Source organism: Streptomyces sp. NPDC058691 (genome assembly GCF_042714775.1).
GTDB lineage: Bacteria > Actinomycetota > Actinomycetes > Streptomycetales > Streptomycetaceae > Actinacidiphila.
Map to the genome: position 1 here is coordinate 64120 of NZ_JBHXSO010000035.1, position 17601 is coordinate 81720.

At 73.1% G+C, this 17601-nt stretch carries 17 protein-coding genes; 11 read left to right on the forward strand and 6 right to left on the reverse strand.

The window, feature by feature from the left end; all coding sequences use genetic code 11:
- Positions 1-28: 28 nt before the first annotated feature.
- The 7 genes from ACFWVC_RS24230 (at position 29) to ACFWVC_RS24260 (ending at position 8042) form a co-directional block, all read left to right on the forward strand.
- Positions 29-1666 (forward strand): ABC-F family ATP-binding cassette domain-containing protein, encoded by a 1638-nt coding sequence (locus ACFWVC_RS24230; protein ID WP_384289821.1) that lies wholly within the window; start codon positions 29-31, stop codon positions 1664-1666.
- Positions 1667-1781: 115 nt separating this feature from the next.
- On the forward strand, positions 1782-2270 hold the full coding sequence (locus ACFWVC_RS24235; protein WP_384289823.1) for a glutathione peroxidase: 489 nt from the start codon (positions 1782-1784) through the stop codon (positions 2268-2270).
- Positions 2270-3025 carry a L,D-transpeptidase gene (locus ACFWVC_RS24240; protein WP_384289899.1) on the forward strand — a complete coding sequence of 252 codons (756 nt, stop codon included), beginning with the start codon at positions 2270-2272 and terminating at the stop codon, positions 3023-3025. The genes ACFWVC_RS24235 and ACFWVC_RS24240 overlap by 1 nt, the downstream gene beginning before the upstream one ends.
- 104 nt (positions 3026-3129) lie before the next feature.
- Positions 3130-3702 carry a TetR/AcrR family transcriptional regulator gene (locus ACFWVC_RS24245; RefSeq protein ID WP_384289826.1) on the forward strand — a complete coding sequence of 191 codons (573 nt, stop codon included), beginning with the start codon at positions 3130-3132 and terminating at the stop codon, positions 3700-3702.
- Positions 3703-3764: 62 nt separating this feature from the next.
- Entirely contained in the window at positions 3765-4952 is a 1188-nt protein-coding gene (locus ACFWVC_RS24250; RefSeq protein WP_384289830.1) for a GDSL-type esterase/lipase family protein, read from the forward strand.
- A 92-nt stretch (positions 4953-5044) separates the two neighbouring features.
- Positions 5045-7033 carry an FUSC family protein gene (locus ACFWVC_RS24255; RefSeq protein WP_384289833.1) on the forward strand — a complete coding sequence of 663 codons (1989 nt, stop codon included), beginning with the start codon at positions 5045-5047 and terminating at the stop codon, positions 7031-7033.
- A 94-nt stretch (positions 7034-7127) separates the two neighbouring features.
- Positions 7128-8042 carry a DMT family transporter gene (locus ACFWVC_RS24260; protein WP_384289836.1) on the forward strand — a complete coding sequence of 305 codons (915 nt, stop codon included), beginning with the start codon at positions 7128-7130 and terminating at the stop codon, positions 8040-8042.
- A 36-nt stretch (positions 8043-8078) separates the two neighbouring features.
- Here the strand turns inward: ACFWVC_RS24260 and ACFWVC_RS24265 are convergent, their stop codons facing one another.
- Positions 8079-9011, reverse strand: coding sequence for a LysR family transcriptional regulator (locus tag ACFWVC_RS24265; RefSeq protein WP_384289839.1), 933 nt, complete (start codon positions 9009-9011; stop codon positions 8079-8081).
- A gap of 72 nt (positions 9012-9083) precedes the next feature.
- On the opposite strand from ACFWVC_RS24265, the gene ACFWVC_RS24270 reads away from it, so the two are divergent.
- Entirely contained in the window at positions 9084-10025 is a 942-nt protein-coding gene (locus tag ACFWVC_RS24270; protein ID WP_384289841.1) for a DMT family transporter, read from the forward strand.
- Positions 10026-10643: 618 nt separating this feature from the next.
- Here ACFWVC_RS24270 and ACFWVC_RS24275 read toward each other — a convergent pair.
- Positions 10644-11513, reverse strand: coding sequence for a hypothetical protein (locus ACFWVC_RS24275; RefSeq protein ID WP_384289842.1), 870 nt, complete (start codon positions 11511-11513; stop codon positions 10644-10646).
- Positions 11514-11684: 171 nt separating this feature from the next.
- Here ACFWVC_RS24275 and ACFWVC_RS24280 point away from each other — a divergent pair, with 171 nt between their 5' ends.
- A complete protein-coding gene (locus tag ACFWVC_RS24280; protein WP_384289844.1) occupies positions 11685-12362 on the forward strand; it encodes a pyridoxamine 5'-phosphate oxidase family protein in 678 nt (225 codons plus the stop codon).
- On the opposite strand, the gene ACFWVC_RS24285 is transcribed toward ACFWVC_RS24280, so the two are convergent.
- Positions 12334-13116, reverse strand: coding sequence for an enoyl-CoA hydratase/isomerase family protein (locus ACFWVC_RS24285; protein ID WP_384289846.1), 783 nt, complete (start codon positions 13114-13116; stop codon positions 12334-12336). The genes ACFWVC_RS24280 and ACFWVC_RS24285 overlap by 29 nt on opposite strands.
- A 132-nt stretch (positions 13117-13248) precedes the next feature.
- On the opposite strand from ACFWVC_RS24285, the gene ACFWVC_RS24290 reads away from it, so the two are divergent.
- Positions 13249-13854: an HdeD family acid-resistance protein gene (locus tag ACFWVC_RS24290; RefSeq protein ID WP_384289849.1), complete on the forward strand. Its 606-nt coding sequence runs from the start codon at positions 13249-13251 to the stop codon at positions 13852-13854.
- Positions 13855-14069: 215 nt separating this feature from the next.
- The gene (locus ACFWVC_RS24295; protein ID WP_384289851.1) at positions 14070-14558 is read left to right on the forward strand and encodes an ATP-binding protein; all 489 of its coding nucleotides are present in this window, start codon (positions 14070-14072) and stop codon (positions 14556-14558) included.
- Positions 14559-14574: 16 nt separating this feature from the next.
- Here the strand turns inward: ACFWVC_RS24295 and idi are convergent, their stop codons facing one another.
- From idi to galE, 3 genes are all read right to left on the reverse strand, one after another.
- Positions 14575-15186 carry an isopentenyl-diphosphate Delta-isomerase gene (gene idi, locus ACFWVC_RS24300; protein WP_384289854.1) on the reverse strand — a complete coding sequence of 204 codons (612 nt, stop codon included), beginning with the start codon at positions 15184-15186 and terminating at the stop codon, positions 14575-14577.
- Positions 15187-15299: 113 nt separating this feature from the next.
- Positions 15300-16250 carry a cation diffusion facilitator family transporter gene (locus ACFWVC_RS24305; RefSeq protein ID WP_384289856.1) on the reverse strand — a complete coding sequence of 317 codons (951 nt, stop codon included), beginning with the start codon at positions 16248-16250 and terminating at the stop codon, positions 15300-15302.
- Positions 16251-16424: 174 nt separating this feature from the next.
- The gene (gene galE, locus ACFWVC_RS24310; RefSeq protein WP_384289859.1) at positions 16425-17411 is read right to left on the reverse strand and encodes a UDP-glucose 4-epimerase GalE; all 987 of its coding nucleotides are present in this window, start codon (positions 17409-17411) and stop codon (positions 16425-16427) included.
- Positions 17412-17601: the final 190 nt, after the last annotated feature.

Consider the following 17601-nt stretch of genomic DNA (forward strand, 5'->3'; position numbering starts at 1 on the left):
CGGGCGGGGCGATAGCATCGGCGGTCTGATGAGTGCCACTCTTGTCGTCAAAGACCTCGCCGCAGGCCATGGGGACCGCGTCCTCTTCTCGGGCCTGGACCTCGTCGTCGCGCCCGGCGACGTGATCGGGCTGGTCGGTGCCAATGGCGCCGGCAAGTCGACGTTGCTGCGCCTGCTGGCGGGCCTGAGCACGCCCGAGGAGGGGCAGTTGCGGCTGAGCCCGCCGAACGCCTCCGTCGGTCACCTGCCGCAGGAGCCGGAACGGCGTGCCGACGAGACGGTCCGGGCGTTCCTGGCGCGCCGCACCGGGGTCGCCGCCGCGCAGGAGGCGCTGGACGCCGCGACACAGGCACTCATGGACGAGGCCCCGGGCTCGGACGACGCCTATGCCGACGGCCTGGAGCGCTGGCTCGCGCTCGGCGGGGCGGACCTGGACGAGCGGGCCGAGGAGGTCGCCGCCTCACTGGGCCTGACCGTCGGCCTCGACCTGCCCATGATGGCGCTGTCCGGCGGCCAGGCCGCCCGGGCGGGCCTCGCGTCCCTCCTGCTGAGCCGCTACGACGTCTTCCTCCTCGACGAGCCCACCAACGACCTCGACCTGGACGGCCTGGAGCGCCTGGAGGCGTTCGTCAAGGGCCTCAAGGCCGGCACGGTCGTGGTCAGCCACGACCGAGAGTTCCTGACCCGCACCGTCAACCGCGTCGTCGAACTCGACCTCGCCCAGCAGCAGGTCAACACCTATGGCGGCGGTTACGCCTCCTACCTGGAGGAGCGCGAGACCGCCCGCCGGCACGCCCGCGAGGAGTACGACGAGTACGCCGACACCAAGGCGGGCCTGGAGGCCCGCGGGCGCATGCAGCGCAACTGGATGGAGCACGGCGTCCGCAACGCCCGGCGCAAGGCCACGGACAACGACAAGATCAGCCGCAAGCTGCGCACGGAGTCCACGGAGAAGCAGGCCGCCAAGGCGCGGCAGACCCAGCGCATGATCGAGCGCCTGGAGGTGGTCGAGGAGCCACGCAAGGAGTGGGAGCTGCGGATGGAGATCGCCGCCGCCCCTCGCGCCGGCGCGGTCGTGGCCACCTTGCGCGGCGCCGAGGTGACTCGCGGGGACTTCACCCTCGGTCCCGTCGACCTCCAGATCGACTGGGCGGACCGCGTCGCCATCACCGGCGCCAACGGCTCCGGCAAGTCGACCCTCCTCGCCGCCCTCCTCGGCCGCCTGCCGCTGGACGCGGGGGCGGCCTCCCTCGGCCCCGGCGTCGTCGTCGGCGAGGTCGACCAGGCGCGCAAGCTCTTCCACGGCGGCGAGGCCCTGCTCGACGCCTTCGGTGCCGAGGTGCCCGACATGCCCCCGGCCGACGTGCGCACACTGCTCGCCAAGTTCGGCCTGAAGGCCGCCCACGTCATGCGCCCCGCCGCCACGCTCTCCCCGGGCGAGCGCACCCGGGCCGCCCTCGCGCTCCTCCAGGGCCGCGGCGTGAACCTCCTCGTACTGGACGAGCCCACCAACCACCTGGACCTGCCCGCCATCGAGCAGCTGGAGTCGGCGCTCGCCACGTACAACGGCACCCTGCTGCTGGTCACCCACGACCGCCGCATGCTGGAGGCCGTGCACACCACGCGCCGCATCCTGGTCGAGGCCGGACGGATCACGGAAAACTGACGCCCGCGTCGCTGCCCCGTTCCGAGGACCCTCCCGTGGGAAGATCGCCGGAGCGGGCGGGGTTGAATGGGCGGTCTGTGATCCCTTACCCGTCCCCCGACGAGGAGTTCGAAACGTGAGCATCTACGACATTCCGCTGCACACCCTCTCCGGTGAGCCCGCTTCCCTCGCCGACCACGAGGGCAAGGCGCTGCTGATCGTCAACGTGGCCTCCAAGTGCGGGCTGACCCCGCAGTACGAGGGCCTGGAGCGTCTGCAGAAGCGTTACGCCGACCGCGGCTTCACCGTGCTGGGCTTCCCCAGCAACCAGTTCGCGGGTCAGGAGCCGGGCACCGCCGAGGAGATCGCGACGTTCTGCTCCGCGACGTACGGCGTGAGCTTCCCGCTGTTCGAGAAGACGGACGTCAACGGCGAGGACCGGCACCCGCTCTACGCGGCGCTGACGGAGACCGCCGACGCCGAGGGCGCGGCCGGTGACGTCCAGTGGAACTTCGAGAAGTTCCTGATCAGCGCGGACGGCCAGGTCGTCGGCCGGTTCCGTCCGCGTACCGAGCCCGAGGCCGACGAGGTCGTGGGCGCGATCGAGGCGCACCTCCCGCGTTGATCCGGGACCGCGTCGTACGACTCGTCGTGGCGGGTTCCGCCGTGCTGGCCGCCGCGGCCGGCACGGCGGGCGCGGACACGACCACGCCCATGGTCACGACCGCCGCCGCGGCGCCGGTCCCGCGCGTGCCGCCGCTCCCCGCCGACATGGTGGACACCGGCGGCGGCAGCCAGCTCATCACCGCCGTCGCGGCCGGCACCGCGTCCACCAAGGGCACGCTCACCTGGTGGGACCTGCGGGACGGCGTCTGGAAGGCGGCGGGTTCCGCACCTGCCCGCTTCGGCGCGGCCGGTCTCGTCGAGGGCGCCGAGCGCACCCAGAGCACCTGGACCACCCCCACCGGCCTGTACGACCTGCCGTACGCGTTCGGCATCAAGCACGCGCCCAAGGGCACCCGCATGCCCTACCGCGCCGTCACCCCGGACTCCTATTGGTGCCAGGACAACGCCTCCTGGTCCTACAACCGCTGGGTCGAGCCGCTACCCGACGACTGTGCCGCCTCCGAGTCCGAGCACCTGATCAGGTACCGAAAGCCGTACGCCCACGCTCTCGTCATCGGCTTCAACTACGACGAGCCGGAGGAGGAGCGCGGCGCCGGCATCTTCCTGCACGTCAACGGCCCCGGCCCCACCGCGGGATGTGTCTCCGTCCCCCTCGAGGCGATGCGCCGCCTGCTCGCCTGGGCCGATCCGGATCGCGGTCCGCACATCGCGATCGGCACGAAATCGGGCGAGACCGCGATCACCTCGTACTGACCGGGACCGGCTCGCGAAGCCGGTCCCCCGACTCTCCTCTGCCGACATTTGCCTAAAGGGTTTAGGTAAATGCATACTCGTTTCAGGCAAACGAGGAGATGGTCATGGCACCGCGCGCAGGACTCACCACCGCACGCCTGGTCCGGGCGGGGGCGGAACTGGCCGATGACGCCGGCTTTGAGCAGGTGACGCTCTCGGCGCTCGCCAGGCGGTTCGACGTCAAGGTCGCGAGCCTCTACGCGCATCTGAAGAACTCCCACGACCTCAAGACCGGGATCGCCCTGCTCGCGCTGGAGGAACTCGCCGACCGGGCCGCCGACGCGCTGGCCGGACGGTCCGGCAAGGACGCGCTCGCCGCCTTCGCGAACGTCTACCGCGACTACGCCCGGGAGTATCCCGGGCGCTACGCCGCGGCCCAGTTCCGGCTCGACCCGGAGTCGGCGGCCGCCAGTGCGGGGGTCCGGCACGCGCAGATGACGCGCGCGATCCTGCGCGGCTACGACCTGTCCGAGCCGGAGCAGACGCACGCGGTGCGGCTGCTCGGCAGCGTCTTCCACGGCTACGTCAGCCTCGAAATGGGCGGGGGGTTCAGCCACAGCGCCCCCGACACGCAGGAGACCTGGACCCGCGTCGTGGACGCCCTCGACGCCCTGCTGCGGAACTGGCCCGCGCCCTGACCGCCTCGGGCCGCGCCGGCAGACCCGAATCGTCTCGCAACCACGAACAACAGGCTGAGGACATGACCACCGAGCACCAGTGGATCACCACCCCCATCACCGCGGACCTCGTGCGCGGCGCCCTCGAACTGGAGCGCACCGAACGCGGCATACTTCCGCACCGGCTGCCCGCCCGGGCCCGTGCCCAGAACACCGACGCCCAACTCGCCATGGCAGAGGCACAGCCCTCCGGGGTCCGGCTGGTCTTCCGTACCCGGGCCACCGGCATAGAGCTGGACACCGTGCCCACCAAGCGGGTCTACGCGGGCGCCCCGCCACGCCCGGACGGCGTCTACGACCTGCTCGTCGACGGCCGTCTCGCCGGCCGGGAGAGCGTCACCGGCGGCGACACCCTGACCATCGACATGGCCACCGGAACGTTCGAGCACCGGCCCGGACCGGCCGGCACCCTCCGCTTCTCCGGCCTGCCCGGCGGAGACAAGGACGTCGAGATCTGGCTGCCGCACAACGAGACCACCGAACTGCTCTCGCTGCGCACCGACGCCCCGGTCGAGCCCGCGCCGGAGCGGGGCCGCAGGATGTGGCTGCACCACGGCAGCTCGATCAGCCACGGTTCCGACGCCGCGGGCCCCACGGCCACCTGGGCCGCGCACGCCGCCGCTCTCGGCGACGTGGACCTGGTCAACCTCGGCTTCGGCGGCAGCGCCCTGCTCGACCCGTTCACCGCCCGCGCCCTGCGCGACACCCCGGCGGACCTGCTCAGCGTCAAGATCGGCATCAACCTGGTCAACACCGACCTGATGCGGCTGCGCGCCTTCGCACCCGCCGTCCACGGCTTCCTCGACACCCTGCGTGAAGGCCACCCCACCGCACCCCTCCTGGTGGTCTCGCCCATCCTGTGCCCCATCCACGAGGACACCCCAGGGCCCACGGCACTGGACCCCGCCTCCCTCGCCACGGGGGAGCCGCGCTTCCTGGCCACCGGCGACCCGGCGGAGCGCGCGAGCGGCAAGCTGACGCTCACCGTCATCCGCGAGGAACTGGCCCGGATCGTCCGGCAGCGCTCGGCCGAGGACCCGAATCTGTACCACCTCGACGGCCGCGACCTCTACGGTGCCGACGACTTCGCCGAACTGCCGCTCCCCGACGGGCTGCACCCGGACGCCGCCGCGCACCTCCGTATCGGGGCCCGCTTCGCCGGCCACGCCTTCGCCGACGGCGGTCCCTTCGCCCTGTCCGCGCGGAAATGACCAGGCCGCCGGGCCGGCGTCACAGACAGCTACGCTGAAGAGGGAAGAAGAGGGAACCTTCGGAAACACCCGCCCTGGCAGTGAGGAAGCCCGTGCGTCTGAGTGGCCCCGGCCGCCACGTCGTCCTGCCCTCGTGGCTGGCCCACCCGCTGCGCTGGCAGCGCGGGCCCGTACCGTGGCCGGCGGTGCTGCGGGGGCTGCTGTCGGCGGGGCCGGTGATGGCCGTCGGGCTGGCCCTGGGGTGGGTCGAGTTCGCGGTGCTGGCCGGGTTCGGGACGCTGTTCGCGGGCTTCAACGACCTTCCGGGGACACGCCGGACCGGCGCGGCGTACATCGGGCTCCCCGTGGTCGTCGGAGCGCTCGGGCTGCTGGTCGGGGCGGCGACGGCCGACGCGGCCACCACCAAATGGTGGGCGCTGCCCCTGCTGTTCGCCGTCGGCCTGGTGTCGGGCGCCGTGAGCATGGTGGGCCCGGTGTGCTCCCGGGCCGGGATGCAGGCCCTGTGCCTCCTGGTGATCGGAAGCGGTACGCCGCTGCCCGGCGCGCCCTGGCTCAAGGCCCTGTTCTTCCTCGCCGGCGCGGCATGGCTGCTCCTGCTGCGGCTCGTACTGCGGCCCCCGCGGCCGGTCGGCGGCACCCTGGCCGGCGAGTGGGCGACGCTGGCCGGCATCTTCGACGCCCTCGCGGGCGCCTTGGACGCCGTCGGCGGACCCGGCGCCGAGGCCGCCAGGCGGCGGCTCACCGCGGCCATGGACCGGGGTGACGAGGCCCTGCGGCTGCGCCGCCTGTTCCGGCGGCTGGCGCGCCGTTCCACGCGCCGGGACGAACTGCTGCTCGCCGAGCGCTTCGCCGCGGCCACCGCCTTGAGCGAGGCGAGTACCGCCCTGCTGTGGGAGGCACACCCACTGCCGCCCCGCGTCGGGGAGGGTCCGCGCCGGCTCGCCGCCGCGCTGCGCACCGGTGAGCCGCCCGGGGCGCTGCCCGTCCCCGACGCGAGCACCCCGGCCCGCGCCGCCTTCGACCGGGCCCTGCTGCACGCCGCCGTGGTCTTCGCCCGAACGGTCCCCGGCACCACCAGCGCCGAGGAGGTGGCGCCGCTCCCCGCCCTGGGAACCGCGCCCTTGGTGCGGCGGCGCGTCCTGGGGCCGGCCGGGCGCGAGTACGGGCTGCGCGTCGCGGTGTGCGTCACCGCGAGTGCCGCCGTGGCCCTCGCCCTGCGGGCCGACTACTGGTACTGGCTGCCGCTCACCGCCGCCTTCCTGGTGAAGCCGGACATCGGGCCGCTGTTCTCCCGCGTCGTCAACCGCTTCGTCGGGACGGCGCTCGGGGTGCTCGTCTTCGCGGGCCTGGCCGCGGCCTTGGGGGGCGGTCTGTGGTGGACGGTGGTCTGCGCCTCGGTCGCGGGCGCGCTCCTGCCCTTCTCCTTCCGGCACTTCGGGCTGCAGACCTCGGTGGTCACCTTGATGGTGCTGGCGTTCGTCTGGGTGGGCGGCGACACGCAGGCGGCCGCGGACCGCCTGCTGGACACCGCGATAGCGTGCGCCATCGTGGTCGTCGTCGGCCATCTGCCCCCGCTCACCAATCCCACCGCGCGGGTCGCCCACCTGATGGCCGAGGCGCTGCGGCGCACCCGGGAGTACCTGGCGCACGTCGTCACCGCCCCCGCCGGTGAGCGCCCCGAGGAGCGCATGGTGCTCCGGCGGGCCGCCTACAGCTCGCTGGCCGAGGCCCGGTCCGCCGCCGAGACCATCGCGGCGGAACTGCCCTCGGGACGCGGCCGCCATACCGACTGGTTCCCCGTCGCCGCCGCCTCCGAGCGGATCGTGGACGCCGCCACCGCCTGCGCGATCCGCATCGAGCAGGGCGCCGAACGCCCCTCGCGCGAGGAGGGCGGCGACGTCGTCCGCGCCCTGGACGTGCTCGCCGACTCCCTGGACGGCCGAACGCCGGCCACCGGATGGCCGGAGCTCTCCGGCACCCCCGCATGCGCGTCCCTCGCCGACGTCGTGACCGAGCTGCAGCGCATCCGCGTCATCACCGGCGGCCTCACCGTGGGCTCCCGCCCCGCCCGTACCACATAGCCGCCCGAGCGGGAGGCGGCGCCGGCATTCGTCGCGATCAAGCCGGGGGAGCGGCTATGGTCAGGCCAGTCGGCGACACCGGGAGGTTGACGAGGTGGCCGTATTCCTGCTTGCGGTGGGTGCAGCGTGCTGCCTGGGCTTCGGCTTCGTCCTCCAGCAACTCGCCGCCCAGCGTGCCCCGCTGTCCAGCTTCCTGTCCTTCCGGCTGCTGCTCGATCTCATGCGGATGCCGCAATGGCTGCTCGGCATCTTCTTGATGATCTTCGGCATGGTGCTGAGCGCACTCGCCCTCACCAAGGGCGAGCTCTCCCTCGTCGAACCCCTGACCGCGACGAACCTGCTCTTCGCGATGGCCCTGTCGCGTCATCTGACCGGCCAGAGACTGGGCTGGCACGGCTGGTCGGGCGTGGGCTTACTCGCGCTCGGCGTCACCGCCTTCATCGCGGGAGGACGGCCCGCGGGCGGCGGTCATGTCGGCGGCCCCCTGCGGCACTGGCTCGTCATCGGCATCGTCATGGGCGTCGCGCTGCTGCTCGTCGCCTGTGCGCGGCGCCTGCGCCCGTCGCCGGAAGCCACTGTCATCGCGCTCGCCGCCGGCCTGCTCTACGGGCTCCAGGACTCCCTCACCCGCACCTCGGGCCAGATCGCCGAGGAGGAGGGCGTCGCGGCCCTCCTGGTGCACTGGCAGCCCTACGCCATCCTCGGCATCGGCCTCACCGGCCTCGTGCTCGTCCAGAGCGCCTTCGAGACCGCCCCCTTGCGCATGTCCCTGCCCGCCCTGACCGCCGCCCAGCCCCTCGCGGGCATCGCCTGCGGGGTCGGCTTCCTCGGCGACCGCCTCCGCGTCTCCCCGGGAGCCCTCGCCTGGGAGGCGGCCGGCCTCGCCGCCGTCACCCTGGGCGTCGTACTCCTGGGCCGTCACCCGGCGCTGCCCTGCGCCCAGAGCACGCACTCGGGCGACCGCCCCGACGCGACGGGCGAGGAGGAGTCGGTCCGGGCCGTCCGCTGAGCGTGTTTCCGGTGCCCCGGGGACGAGCGGATCGACTCAGACGTCAACCTCCGGCGCGATGAGGCGGGCGACCTCCGCGAGCGGGGGCCAGGACCACTGACCCGCGCGGGCGGCGAGGAAGTGGCGCCGGGTGCCGACCAGGGGGTCGACGGGACGGCAGACGACGTCGGCGCGCCGCCGCTCGATGCCCGACTCGGCGAGCAGCGCCACGCCGAGGCCCGCGCCCGCGAGCAGATTGACCAGGTGCAGACTGTCGACGCGGTGGACGATGCGCGGGGTGAAGCCGGCCAGGGCGCACACGCGCTGGACGAGCTCGTCGTCGTCGCTGCCCCGGGAGTTGGTGATCCACCCGGCCTCCGCGAGCCGGCCCAGCCCCGCCAAGGGCACCGGGCCGCCCGGGCCGGGGTCGGAGGGATGGCCCGCGGGGAGCAGGAGGAACATCGGCTGCGCGGCGAACTGCCGTGCCGAGAGCCCTTTGGGCACGGTGCGCGGCACGAGGCTGTAGTCGTACACGATGCCGAGGTCGACGTCCCCGGCCAGCAGCAGCTCCAGGGTCTGCTCGGGCTCGTGCTCGTTCAGCTGCACCTCGACGCGCGGGTGGCGCTCGCGCAGCCCGACCAGGGCGGGCATCACGACCTGCTCGACCGCGCTGGCGAAGGTCGCCACCCGTACGCGTCCTGCCGGGCCCGTCTCGCCGCGCAGTTCGGCGCGCGCCTCCTCCACGGCGGCAAGAATCGCGACGGCGTGCTCGACCAGGCGCTCCCCGGCCGGGGTCAGCCGCACGCGGCGGCCGACCGGGGCCAGCAGCCGGGCACCGGCCTCCTGCTCCAGGACGGCCAGGTGCTTGGAGACGGCCGACGTGCCGTACCCGGTGCGCTCGGCGACGGCCGCCATGGTGCCGAGGCGGCTGAGCTCGACCAGGAGGCGCAGCCGGCCGAGGTCGGGGAGATGGTCCGCGGGCTCGATCATCCACCGATCGTAAACAATGCGTCCACCAATGACCCGTGGACAGAAACAGACACCAGGCGCTGCAATGGGCCGGTGACCGAGCCGCATACCTTTGCAAGCCGCCGCATGCCTGGCGCGGTGCTGATCCTGGCCGCGATGACGGTGCTGCACACCGGCAGCGCCCTGACGACCGAACTCTTCGACGAGGTGGGGCCGGCCGGCACCACATGGCTGCGCGTGGGCTTCGCGGCGGTGCTGCTGCTCGTGTTCACCGGCCGCTCGCTGTGGCCGGCGCTGCGCGCGGCCCCCCGCCGCGACCTCGTGGCCGTGGTGCTGCTCGGCACGGTCAGCGGCGCCATGATGCTGCTCTTCTCCGAGGCCGCCGACCGCATCCCGCTCGGCACGGCGACCGCCCTGGAGTTCCTCGGCCCGCTGGTAGTCGCGGTCGCGTCCCTGCGCCGCCGCCGCGAACTGGCTTGGCTGCTGCTGGCCGCGGCGGGCGTCCTCTGCCTCACCTCCCCCTGGCAGGACGGTGCCGACATCGCGGGCGTCCTCTTCGGCGTCGCGTCCGGCGCGTGCTGGGCGCTGTACGTGATCGGCACGCAGCACGTCGGCAGCCGCTTCTCCGCGACCCACGGTCTGGCCGTATCGCTCACCATTGCCGCGGTCTTCACCGCGCCCTTCGGTGCGCCCGGTGTCGTGTCAGGCGGCACCTGGCAGGTCGTCGCGGCGGTGGCGGGCATCGCCGTACTGATGCCGCTGGTGCCGTTCCTGCTGGAGATGAAGGCGCTGCAGCGGGTCGGCAAGACCGCCTATGGCACGCTCGCCGGCATGGAGCCGGCCGTCAGCCTGCTGGCCGCGCTGGTGCTGGTCTCGCAGGTGCCGACGGCCTTGCAGGCCGGGGGGACGGTGCTGGTGGTTGTGGCGGGGGTGGGGGCGGCGCGGGGCGAGCGCCGGGCGGAGCGGGTCGGCCCGGTGGGGCCGCCTGCCCCTGTCGAGGTTTCTCCCCCGCCCGCCCTCCCGAGTGCCCTGTGAAGTCACGCGCCCCGGCGCGCGTGCTGGGTGGGTGCCGGGGTCGGGGCCTCCGGGGCTGGCCATTCTGGACAGCACATTTACGTGCGTTTCCAGCACTTGCCCATCCCATCCCTGCCCGGATCCTGCACACAAATATGCTCCACAGTCCAGAACGCCCACCCTCCCCCAGCCTTCGGCCGGGGGTGCCCCCACCACCCCCGCCCCCTCCGTAGTTGTATGCGCCTGATCCCCAGTGGGGGGTGTTAGGGCGGCCATGGCACAGGCCGAGGGTCGGTGCGGCGGCACGTCAGCCGCCCAGCCGTCACCGCCCACACGCGATGCGTACCGGGTGTCACGGCCCAGCCTTCTGCCGGGCGACCGTCACAGGGCGCGTGGTTCACGCCGACATCGCCCCCCAGCAGGGGCACCCCGCCACACCCCGTCCCGGTCGGCTGCACGCCCTGGCGGCCGGTGGGGGTGATCCAGGCAACCGCGGTCACCCCGGTCCGCCTCCATACCCCCCCACTGGGGATCAGGCGCATGACGAAACCGAGGGGGCGGGGGAGTTGGGGGCACCCCCGGCCGAAGGTTGGGGGAGGGCGGGAGGGCGGGGAGAAAACCGGCCCCGGACCGTTGCGGTCAGGCCTTGCCGAAGTGCTGGGCCGGGAAACCCCCAGCCGCGAAGACCCGCTGCGCAAGCAGCCCCGCCAGTGCGGTGAGCCGCTCGACCCCCTCCGCCCCGAGATGTTCGTAAGGCGCGCGGTCGAGACGGTCCGTGATCGCCTCCACCTCGCGGCGCAGTTCCACGCCGCGCTCCGTGAGTTCGCCCTCCGCGTCGAGCAGGCCCCGGTCGCGGAGGCGGTCCTGCGCGGCGGCCCAGTCCTCGGCGGACCAGCCCCGGCTGCGCTGGACGAAACGCGGGGTGAAGCTCTTGCCCGTGGCGGTGTGCGTGACGAGCGCCTCGACCCCGTCGAGCCCCGAGGCGACGAGCGCGGTGAGGTGCCCGTCGCCGCGGTGTTCGCGCAGCAGCGTCGCGGCGTGCCAGAGCGCGAGGTGCGGCCGCTCGGGCACGGGGAGGTCCGCGTTGGCGGCGTAGAGCGGGCGGGCCTGGCGGGTGCACGCCTCGCTGGCGCGCAGGGCGAGGTCCGCGGCCTCCGCGAGGTCGGCCGAGGCGAGGACGTCCGCTCCGAGCAGCCGGGTCAGGACGGCGTCGGTGACGCGCAGCCGCGCGTCGAGGACCGCCGCGGGCGAGGCGAGGTCCCAGGCGCGCGGGACGACCGGCGCGATGATCGCGTGGTTGAAGTTGTAGAAGGTGGCGGTGACCGCGCCCGCCGTCACCGCGCCGAGCGGTGCGGCACGCCCGGCGAAGTAGGCCATGGCGGCGCGTTCCAACCCGAGCGCCGAGAACGTGTCGTCGTACTCCGGGGCGAAGTAGACGACCGAGTGCAGGGGATTCAGCGCGTTGTGGCAGCGCCGTCCGGCGCGCGGTTCCAGGGCGGTGACGGTCATGGCGAACAGGTTACCGACCGGTCGGGATGTCATCGGGAGGCGCATGCCGGAAACGCTGATTCCGTTGCGGGAGCAAGCTCGTTCCACTGATCCGGTAAACGAAGCGTGCGGCAAATGCCGATATGGCTAGTCTGGGCATCCCGAACCCACATGCTCCCCGGAGGACCGCTCATGCCCGCCGCCGACCGCTCGCTCCCGGTCACCGAGCGCACCCGCCACCGGCGCCTCCGCGAGCAGGGCAGCGTGGACCGCGACGACCTGGACGCCGTGCTGGGCGCCGGCTTCGTGTGCCATCTGGCCGTCGTGGTCGACGGCACCCCGCTGGCCGTACCCACGGCCTACGGCCACGACGCCGGGGCCGGAGTGCTCTACCTGCACGGCTCGGTCGCGAGCCGCAGTCTCGTCCAGGCGCCCGGCGCCCCGGTCTGCGTCACCGTGACCCACGTCGACGGTCTGGTCCTCGCCCGGTCCGTCTTCGAGCACGGCGTCAACTACCGCAGCGCCATGGTCATCGGCGTTCCGCGCCGCGTCACCGACCCGGAGGAGCGGCTGCACGGGCTGCGCGTGCTCACCGAGCAGTGCGCCCCCGGCCAGTGGGACTACGCCCGCCGCCCGGACCGCCGCGAACTCGCGGCCACCGACCTGCTCGCCCTCGCCACCGACGAGGCCTCCGTCAAGATCCGCACCGGCCATCCCGGCGACGGGGACGGCCCCGACGCCACGCTGCCGGTCTGGGCCGGGGTCGTCCCGCTGAGCACGACCCGGGGCGCCCCGGTCGCCGACCCCGCGCTGCGCGACGGCATCCCCCTGCCGCCGCACCTCAGGGGCGGGCTCCCACCGACCAGGTGAAACGCGGCTCACGGCGCTCCAGGAACGCCGCCACGCCCTCCGCGGTGTCGCTGCTGTCAGCCGCCTGCCGGGACCAGTACGCCACACGGGACGGATCGGCTTCCGGGGCCGTGAAGTCCTTGGCCGCGGCCTGGGTGAGCTGGGAACGGGCGGCGAGCAGGCCCGCGTACTCCTCGACGCGTTTGTCCAGCGCGTCGTCCGGCAGCACCTCGTCCACCAGCCCGGTGCGCAGGGCGCGTTCGTGGTCGATCAGCTCGGCCGAGAAGAGCAGGTGCTTCGCGGTGGACGGGCCGACCAGGCCGGTCAGCCGGCGTGTCGAGGAGGCCGGGTAGACGATCCCGAGCCGCGCCGGCGTGACTCCGAAGCGCGCGCCCTCGGCGGCGAAGCGCAGGTCGCAGGCGGCCGCGAGCTGGCAGCCGCCGCCGACGCAGAAGCCGCGGACGGCGGCCAGGGCCGGTTTGGGGAAGGCGGCCAGCGCCTCCTCGGCCTCGACGGCCGCGCTCTGTGCCGCGCCGGGGCCGCTCGCCGCGTCGCGCAGGTCGGAGATGTCGGCGCCCGCGCAGAAGGTGCCGTCGGCGCCGGTGAGCACCAGCACCCGTACGGAGGGGTCGCCGGCCAGCCGGGCCAGCAGGCGCGGCAGTTCCCGCCACATGGCCAGGGTCATGGCGTTCCGCTTGGCCGGATTGCTGATGGTCACGGTGGCGGTTGCGCCCGCCGTCTCCAGCAGCAGACCGGGCCCGGACGGGTCGGACATGCCCGCATCCCCCACTCGTCGTGTCGTTGCGATGCCGCGACGGGGATCCTATCGGGGCCTCCGCCCAAGGAATCGGGGTATATGTCCCCTAGCCGGCCCGGACCGGCTCCCGACGCGTTCAAGGAGGCGGCCATGGCCCCGTTCAAGGGACGCAAGAAGTACCCGGATCCCCCCGAAGCCGGGATCAAACGCAGCTTCGGGTGGGTCGCCGTCCTCGGCGCGGTCCTCGTCGTCTGCGGCCTGGTCGGGCTCTTCTACGTGGGTTTCGCCACCATCACCTCGATGGTGCTGTTCGGCTGGCTGCTCCTCATCGGCGGGGTCGTGGGCCTGGCGCAGGCCGTCCAGAACCGCGAGATCAACTACTTCTGGCTGGCCCTGGTGGTCGCTGCCCTGTACATCGCGGCGGGCGTGGTCGTCATCCGCAATCCCGCGGAGAGCGCGGCGGCCCTCACGATGTTCGCCGCGCTGCTGTTCCTGACCGGCGGGATCTTCCGGTTGTTCGGCGGACTGGTGGTGCGCGGACCGCAGATGGTGTGGACGCTGATCCAGGGGGCGGTCGGCATTCTGCTGGCCGTCCTGGTGCTGGCGAACTGGCCGCACAGCAGTGTCTACGTGATCGGCGCCTTCTTCTCGCTGGCGCTGCTCTTCGACGGTCTCGGCCTGCTCGGTGCGGGCCTGGGCGGCCGGCGGATCGTCGGAATGGTGGCCGAGGCGCGGCAGACTCCAGTGGAGCATTGAAAGCGGTACCGGCGGGTCATCGGGGCACATCGCGCTCACCAACTCCGGTCACGCTGTGTCGCACGCGGTCGAAAGCTGCGGATTTACGGTCAGCGACTCGGGGTGGAGTCCCCGGCTGCCGACACTCGGAACGTGAGGCGGACCCCGTCGCCGCCCAGCGGGCCGGGAAGGGGGACCGCGGGGAGCATCGCGCGAATGCGAGGGTGAACGCCGCCATGGACGTACGCGGGAGCGTCCCGCCCGAACCGGTGCCTCCGGTGGCACCGGACTTTCCGCGCCCCTACGAGGGTGTGTGGCGCTTCACCGCCCCCGCACTGGACTCCTCGGTGCCGCAGGCCCGGCACGCCGTACGGGACCTGCTCGTGCGGCAGGGCGTCCCCATCGACGACGACCTGCTCCAGAGCCTGCTGCTGATCGTGTCCGAGCTGGTGACGAACGCGGTGCGGCACGCCGCCCTGCTCTCCCCGGAGATCGCCGTGGAGGTCGCCGTGGGCCTGGACTGGGTCCGCGTGGCGGTGGAGGACAACCATCCGTACCGCCCGAAGGCGCTCCGGGTGGACGACGCGGACACCGGTGGGCGCGGCCTGCTGCTGGTCAAGTCGGTCACCGCCGAGGCGGGCGGGATGTGCGACGTGCAGCAGACCGCTTCCGGGGGGAAGGTCATCTGGGCGGCGCTTCCGCTGCCGCCCGGCGCTCTTCTGTGACGGTGAGGTGCGACGGCTACCAGCCGGCGCGCTCGCCCGTCAGCTCCCGCACGGCCGGCAGGGCCGCTCCCAGCACCGTCGGGAACCAGGCGGAGAGCGGCCCCGACTCCTCGAGCGCGGCCAGCTCCCGCGGGGTCACGAAGGCGGTCTCGCCGATCTCCTCCGGGTCGGGGTTCAGCGGCGCGGTCATCAGGCCCACGAAGAGGTGGTTGAACTCCTGCTCCACCAGGCCCGACGCCGGGTCCGGGTGGTTGTAGCGGACCGTGCCGGCCTCCCGCAGCGACGCGGGGGCGGCGCCCAGCTCCTCCGCGGTGCGGCGCGCCGCGGCGACGAAGGGCGGCTCCTGCGGGTAGGGGTGGCCGCAGCAGGTGTTCGACCACACACCGGGGGAGTGGTACTTGCCGAGCGCCCGGCGCTGGAGCAGCAGCCGGCCCTCGCCGTCGAAGAGGAAGACCGAGAAGGCCCGGTGGAGCCGGCCCGGCGGCAGATGGGCCGAGAGCTTCTCCGCGGTGCCGATCGTCACCCCGGTCTCGTCGACCAGTTCGAGCATGATCGGAGCCGAGGCGCCGTTGGAGGCGGGATCCGGGGCGGGGGTGAGGGGCCGGCCGGCGGCGGGACTCGTGGGCATGGCCATCCTTTGCATCGACGACGAGACCTCAGTCTGCCTCACGCGCGGGGTCCGGACGTCGTCGCAGCGCGCTCAATGCCGGTGACACTGTGTCGATCGCGGGTGTCGCCGGGTCAGTGGCACAGCCGCGCCTCGTGCTCCGCGTGGCCGCCGGGTTCCAGCTGGAATGTGCAGTGCTCCACGTCGAAGTGGCTTCCCAGGCAGCCCTGCAGGTCGTGCAGCACCTTCTCGTGGCCAACGGCGTCCAGGGTGTCCGGGCTCACCACCACGTGGGCCGAGAGCACCGGCATGCCCGAGGTGATGGTCCACACGTGCAGGTCGTGCAGGCCCTCGACGCCGGGCAGCGCGAGGATGTGATGGCGGACGTCCGCCATGTCGACGTCCCGGGGGGCGGCCTCCAGCAGGACGTCGATGGCCTCCCGCAGCAGCTTCCACGTACGCGGGACGATCATCACACCGATCAGCAGCGAGGCCACCGGGTCGGCCTGACGCCACCCTGTGGTCATGATCACCACGGCCGCCACGACCACCGCGAGCGAGCCCAGGGCGTCCGCAGTGACCTCCAGGAACGCGCCGCGCACGTTCAGGCTCTCGCGCTGCCCGCGCATCAGCAGCAGGAGCGACACCGAGTTGGCCGCCAGGCCGACCACGCCGAAGACGACCGTGAGCCCGCCCTCGACCTCGGCCGGGGTGACCAGCCGGGAGACGGCCTCGTAGAAGATGTACGCGCCCACGCCGAACAGCAGCACGGCATTGGCCACCGCCGAAAGGATCTCCGCCCGTGCCAGGCCGAAGGTACGGCGCTCGCTCGGCGGGCGGTTGGCGAAGTGGATCGCCACCAGCGACATCGCCAGGCCCGCGGCGTCCGTGGCCATGTGGCCGGCGTCGGCGAGCAGCGCGAGGGAACCGGTGAGGGTGCTGCCCACCACCTCCGCCACGAGGATCAGCAGCGTGATGCCGAGCGCGATCCGCAGCCGGTCGCGGAACTGCGCCGCGGCCGTGCCGGTCAGCCCGGCCGCGGATCCGTGGCCGTGGTCGTGCCCGTGCGAGTGCCCTGCCCCCATGGTCTGGGACTCCCCTTTCGCCGTCCGCGCTCCCGCGCTCGCCGGCTCCGGCCGGCGTGCCCCAGTGAACAACGGTGACCGTCCGTGGGCAACTCGCCACTGGTCACCGTTGTCATGTGCGGTGACCTGCGGCGATGGCCCGCGTACGGGGCGTGTTCCGGAGGGCGGCGGATACTAGGGGCGGCGGGCCTCCGGGTGCAGCACGCACCAGCCCTCCCACGCCGACTCGACCATCTCGCGCACCCCGCGCACGGCGCTCCAGCCGAGTTCCTTGTGGATCAGCTCGGCCGAGGCCACCACGCTCGCCGGATCGCCGGCGCGGCGCGGAGTCACCAGCGGTGTCACGTCCGGGTATCCGGCGACCTCGGTGATGAGGTCGATCAGTTCACGAACGGAGACACCTTCGCCGCGCCCGATGTTGACGGTCAGGTCCTCGGCGGTGTCCCGGCCGGTGACCCAGCGGGCGGCGGCGAGGTGCGCGTCGGCCAGATCCTCGACGTGGATGTAGTCACGGACGCAGGTGCCGTCGGGGGTCGGGTAGTCGTCGCCGAAGATCCGCGGGGGCTCGCCCGCGGTGAGCTTCTCGAACACCATCGGGACGACGTTGAAGACCCCGGTGTCCGCGAGTTCCGGCACGGCCGCGCCCGCCACGTTGAAGTACCGCAGACATGTCGTGGAGATCCCGTGCGCCCTGCCCGCCGCCCGCACCAGCCACTCGCCGGCCAGCTTGGTCTCCCCGTAGGGGCTCATGGGCAGGCACGGCGTGGACTCGGTCACCAGCGGCACGTCCGGCAGGCCGTACACCGCGGCGGAGGAGGAGAAGACGAAACGGCCGATCCCGGCCGCCGCCACCGCCTCCAGGAGTGTGCCGAGGCCGCCCACGTTCTCCCGGTAGTACAGCAGCGGCTGCTCCACGGACTGGCCGACCTGCTTCCGTGCCGCCAGGTGCACGACGCCCGTGACGCCGTGCTCGGCGATCGTGCGGTCCAGCAGGTCCCGGTCGAGTGTGGAACCGGTCACCCTCGGCACGTCGGCGGGGACCCGGGAGGCCACGCCGGCCGAGCCGTCGTCGTAGACCACGACGCGTTCCCCGGCGCGGGTCATCGCCCGCACCACATGAGAGCCGATGAATCCTGCCCCGCCTGTGATCAGCCACGTCATGACCGTCACCCTATCGGCGGATACGCACCGAGGGTTGTCCCTTCGTCCGCGACCGGTGATGATGATCACGCCATCCGCACCAAGGGCAGGGAAACGGCCGGTGAACGGAACCTTCCCGGAATCCGATAGCCTCTGCCGTCACAGCCGCCCTGACACGGCGCGCCCGGGTATCCGGCCGGTGTGTCAGAGC

What these genes read in the sequence shown, in the direction of transcription:
- ACFWVC_RS24265 (WP_384289839.1), bottom strand. Translation starts at nt 9,011, where the DNA reads ATGATCGAGCCCGCGGACCATCTCCCCGACCTCGGCCGGCTGCGCCTC.
- ACFWVC_RS24275 (WP_384289842.1), bottom strand. Translation starts at nt 11,513, where the DNA reads ATGACCGTCACCGCCCTGGAACCGCGCGCCGGACGGCGCTGCCACAAC.
- ACFWVC_RS24290 (WP_384289849.1), top strand. Translation starts at nt 13,249, where the DNA reads ATGGCCCCGTTCAAGGGACGCAAGAAGTACCCGGATCCCCCCGAAGCC.
- ACFWVC_RS24250 (WP_384289830.1), top strand. Translation starts at nt 3,765, where the DNA reads ATGACCACCGAGCACCAGTGGATCACCACCCCCATCACCGCGGACCTC.
- ACFWVC_RS24295 (WP_384289851.1), top strand. Translation starts at nt 14,070, where the DNA reads ATGGACGTACGCGGGAGCGTCCCGCCCGAACCGGTGCCTCCGGTGGCA.
- idi (WP_384289854.1), bottom strand. Translation starts at nt 15,186, where the DNA reads ATGCCCACGAGTCCCGCCGCCGGCCGGCCCCTCACCCCCGCCCCGGAT.
- galE (WP_384289859.1), bottom strand. Translation starts at nt 17,411, where the DNA reads ATGACGTGGCTGATCACAGGCGGGGCAGGATTCATCGGCTCTCATGTG.
- ACFWVC_RS24230 (WP_384289821.1), top strand. Translation starts at nt 29, where the DNA reads ATGAGTGCCACTCTTGTCGTCAAAGACCTCGCCGCAGGCCATGGGGAC.
- ACFWVC_RS24285 (WP_384289846.1), bottom strand. Translation starts at nt 13,116, where the DNA reads ATGTCCGACCCGTCCGGGCCCGGTCTGCTGCTGGAGACGGCGGGCGCA.
- ACFWVC_RS24245 (WP_384289826.1), top strand. Translation starts at nt 3,130, where the DNA reads ATGGCACCGCGCGCAGGACTCACCACCGCACGCCTGGTCCGGGCGGGG.
- ACFWVC_RS24280 (WP_384289844.1), top strand. Translation starts at nt 11,685, where the DNA reads ATGCCCGCCGCCGACCGCTCGCTCCCGGTCACCGAGCGCACCCGCCAC.
- ACFWVC_RS24305 (WP_384289856.1), bottom strand. Translation starts at nt 16,250, where the DNA reads ATGGGGGCAGGGCACTCGCACGGGCACGACCACGGCCACGGATCCGCG.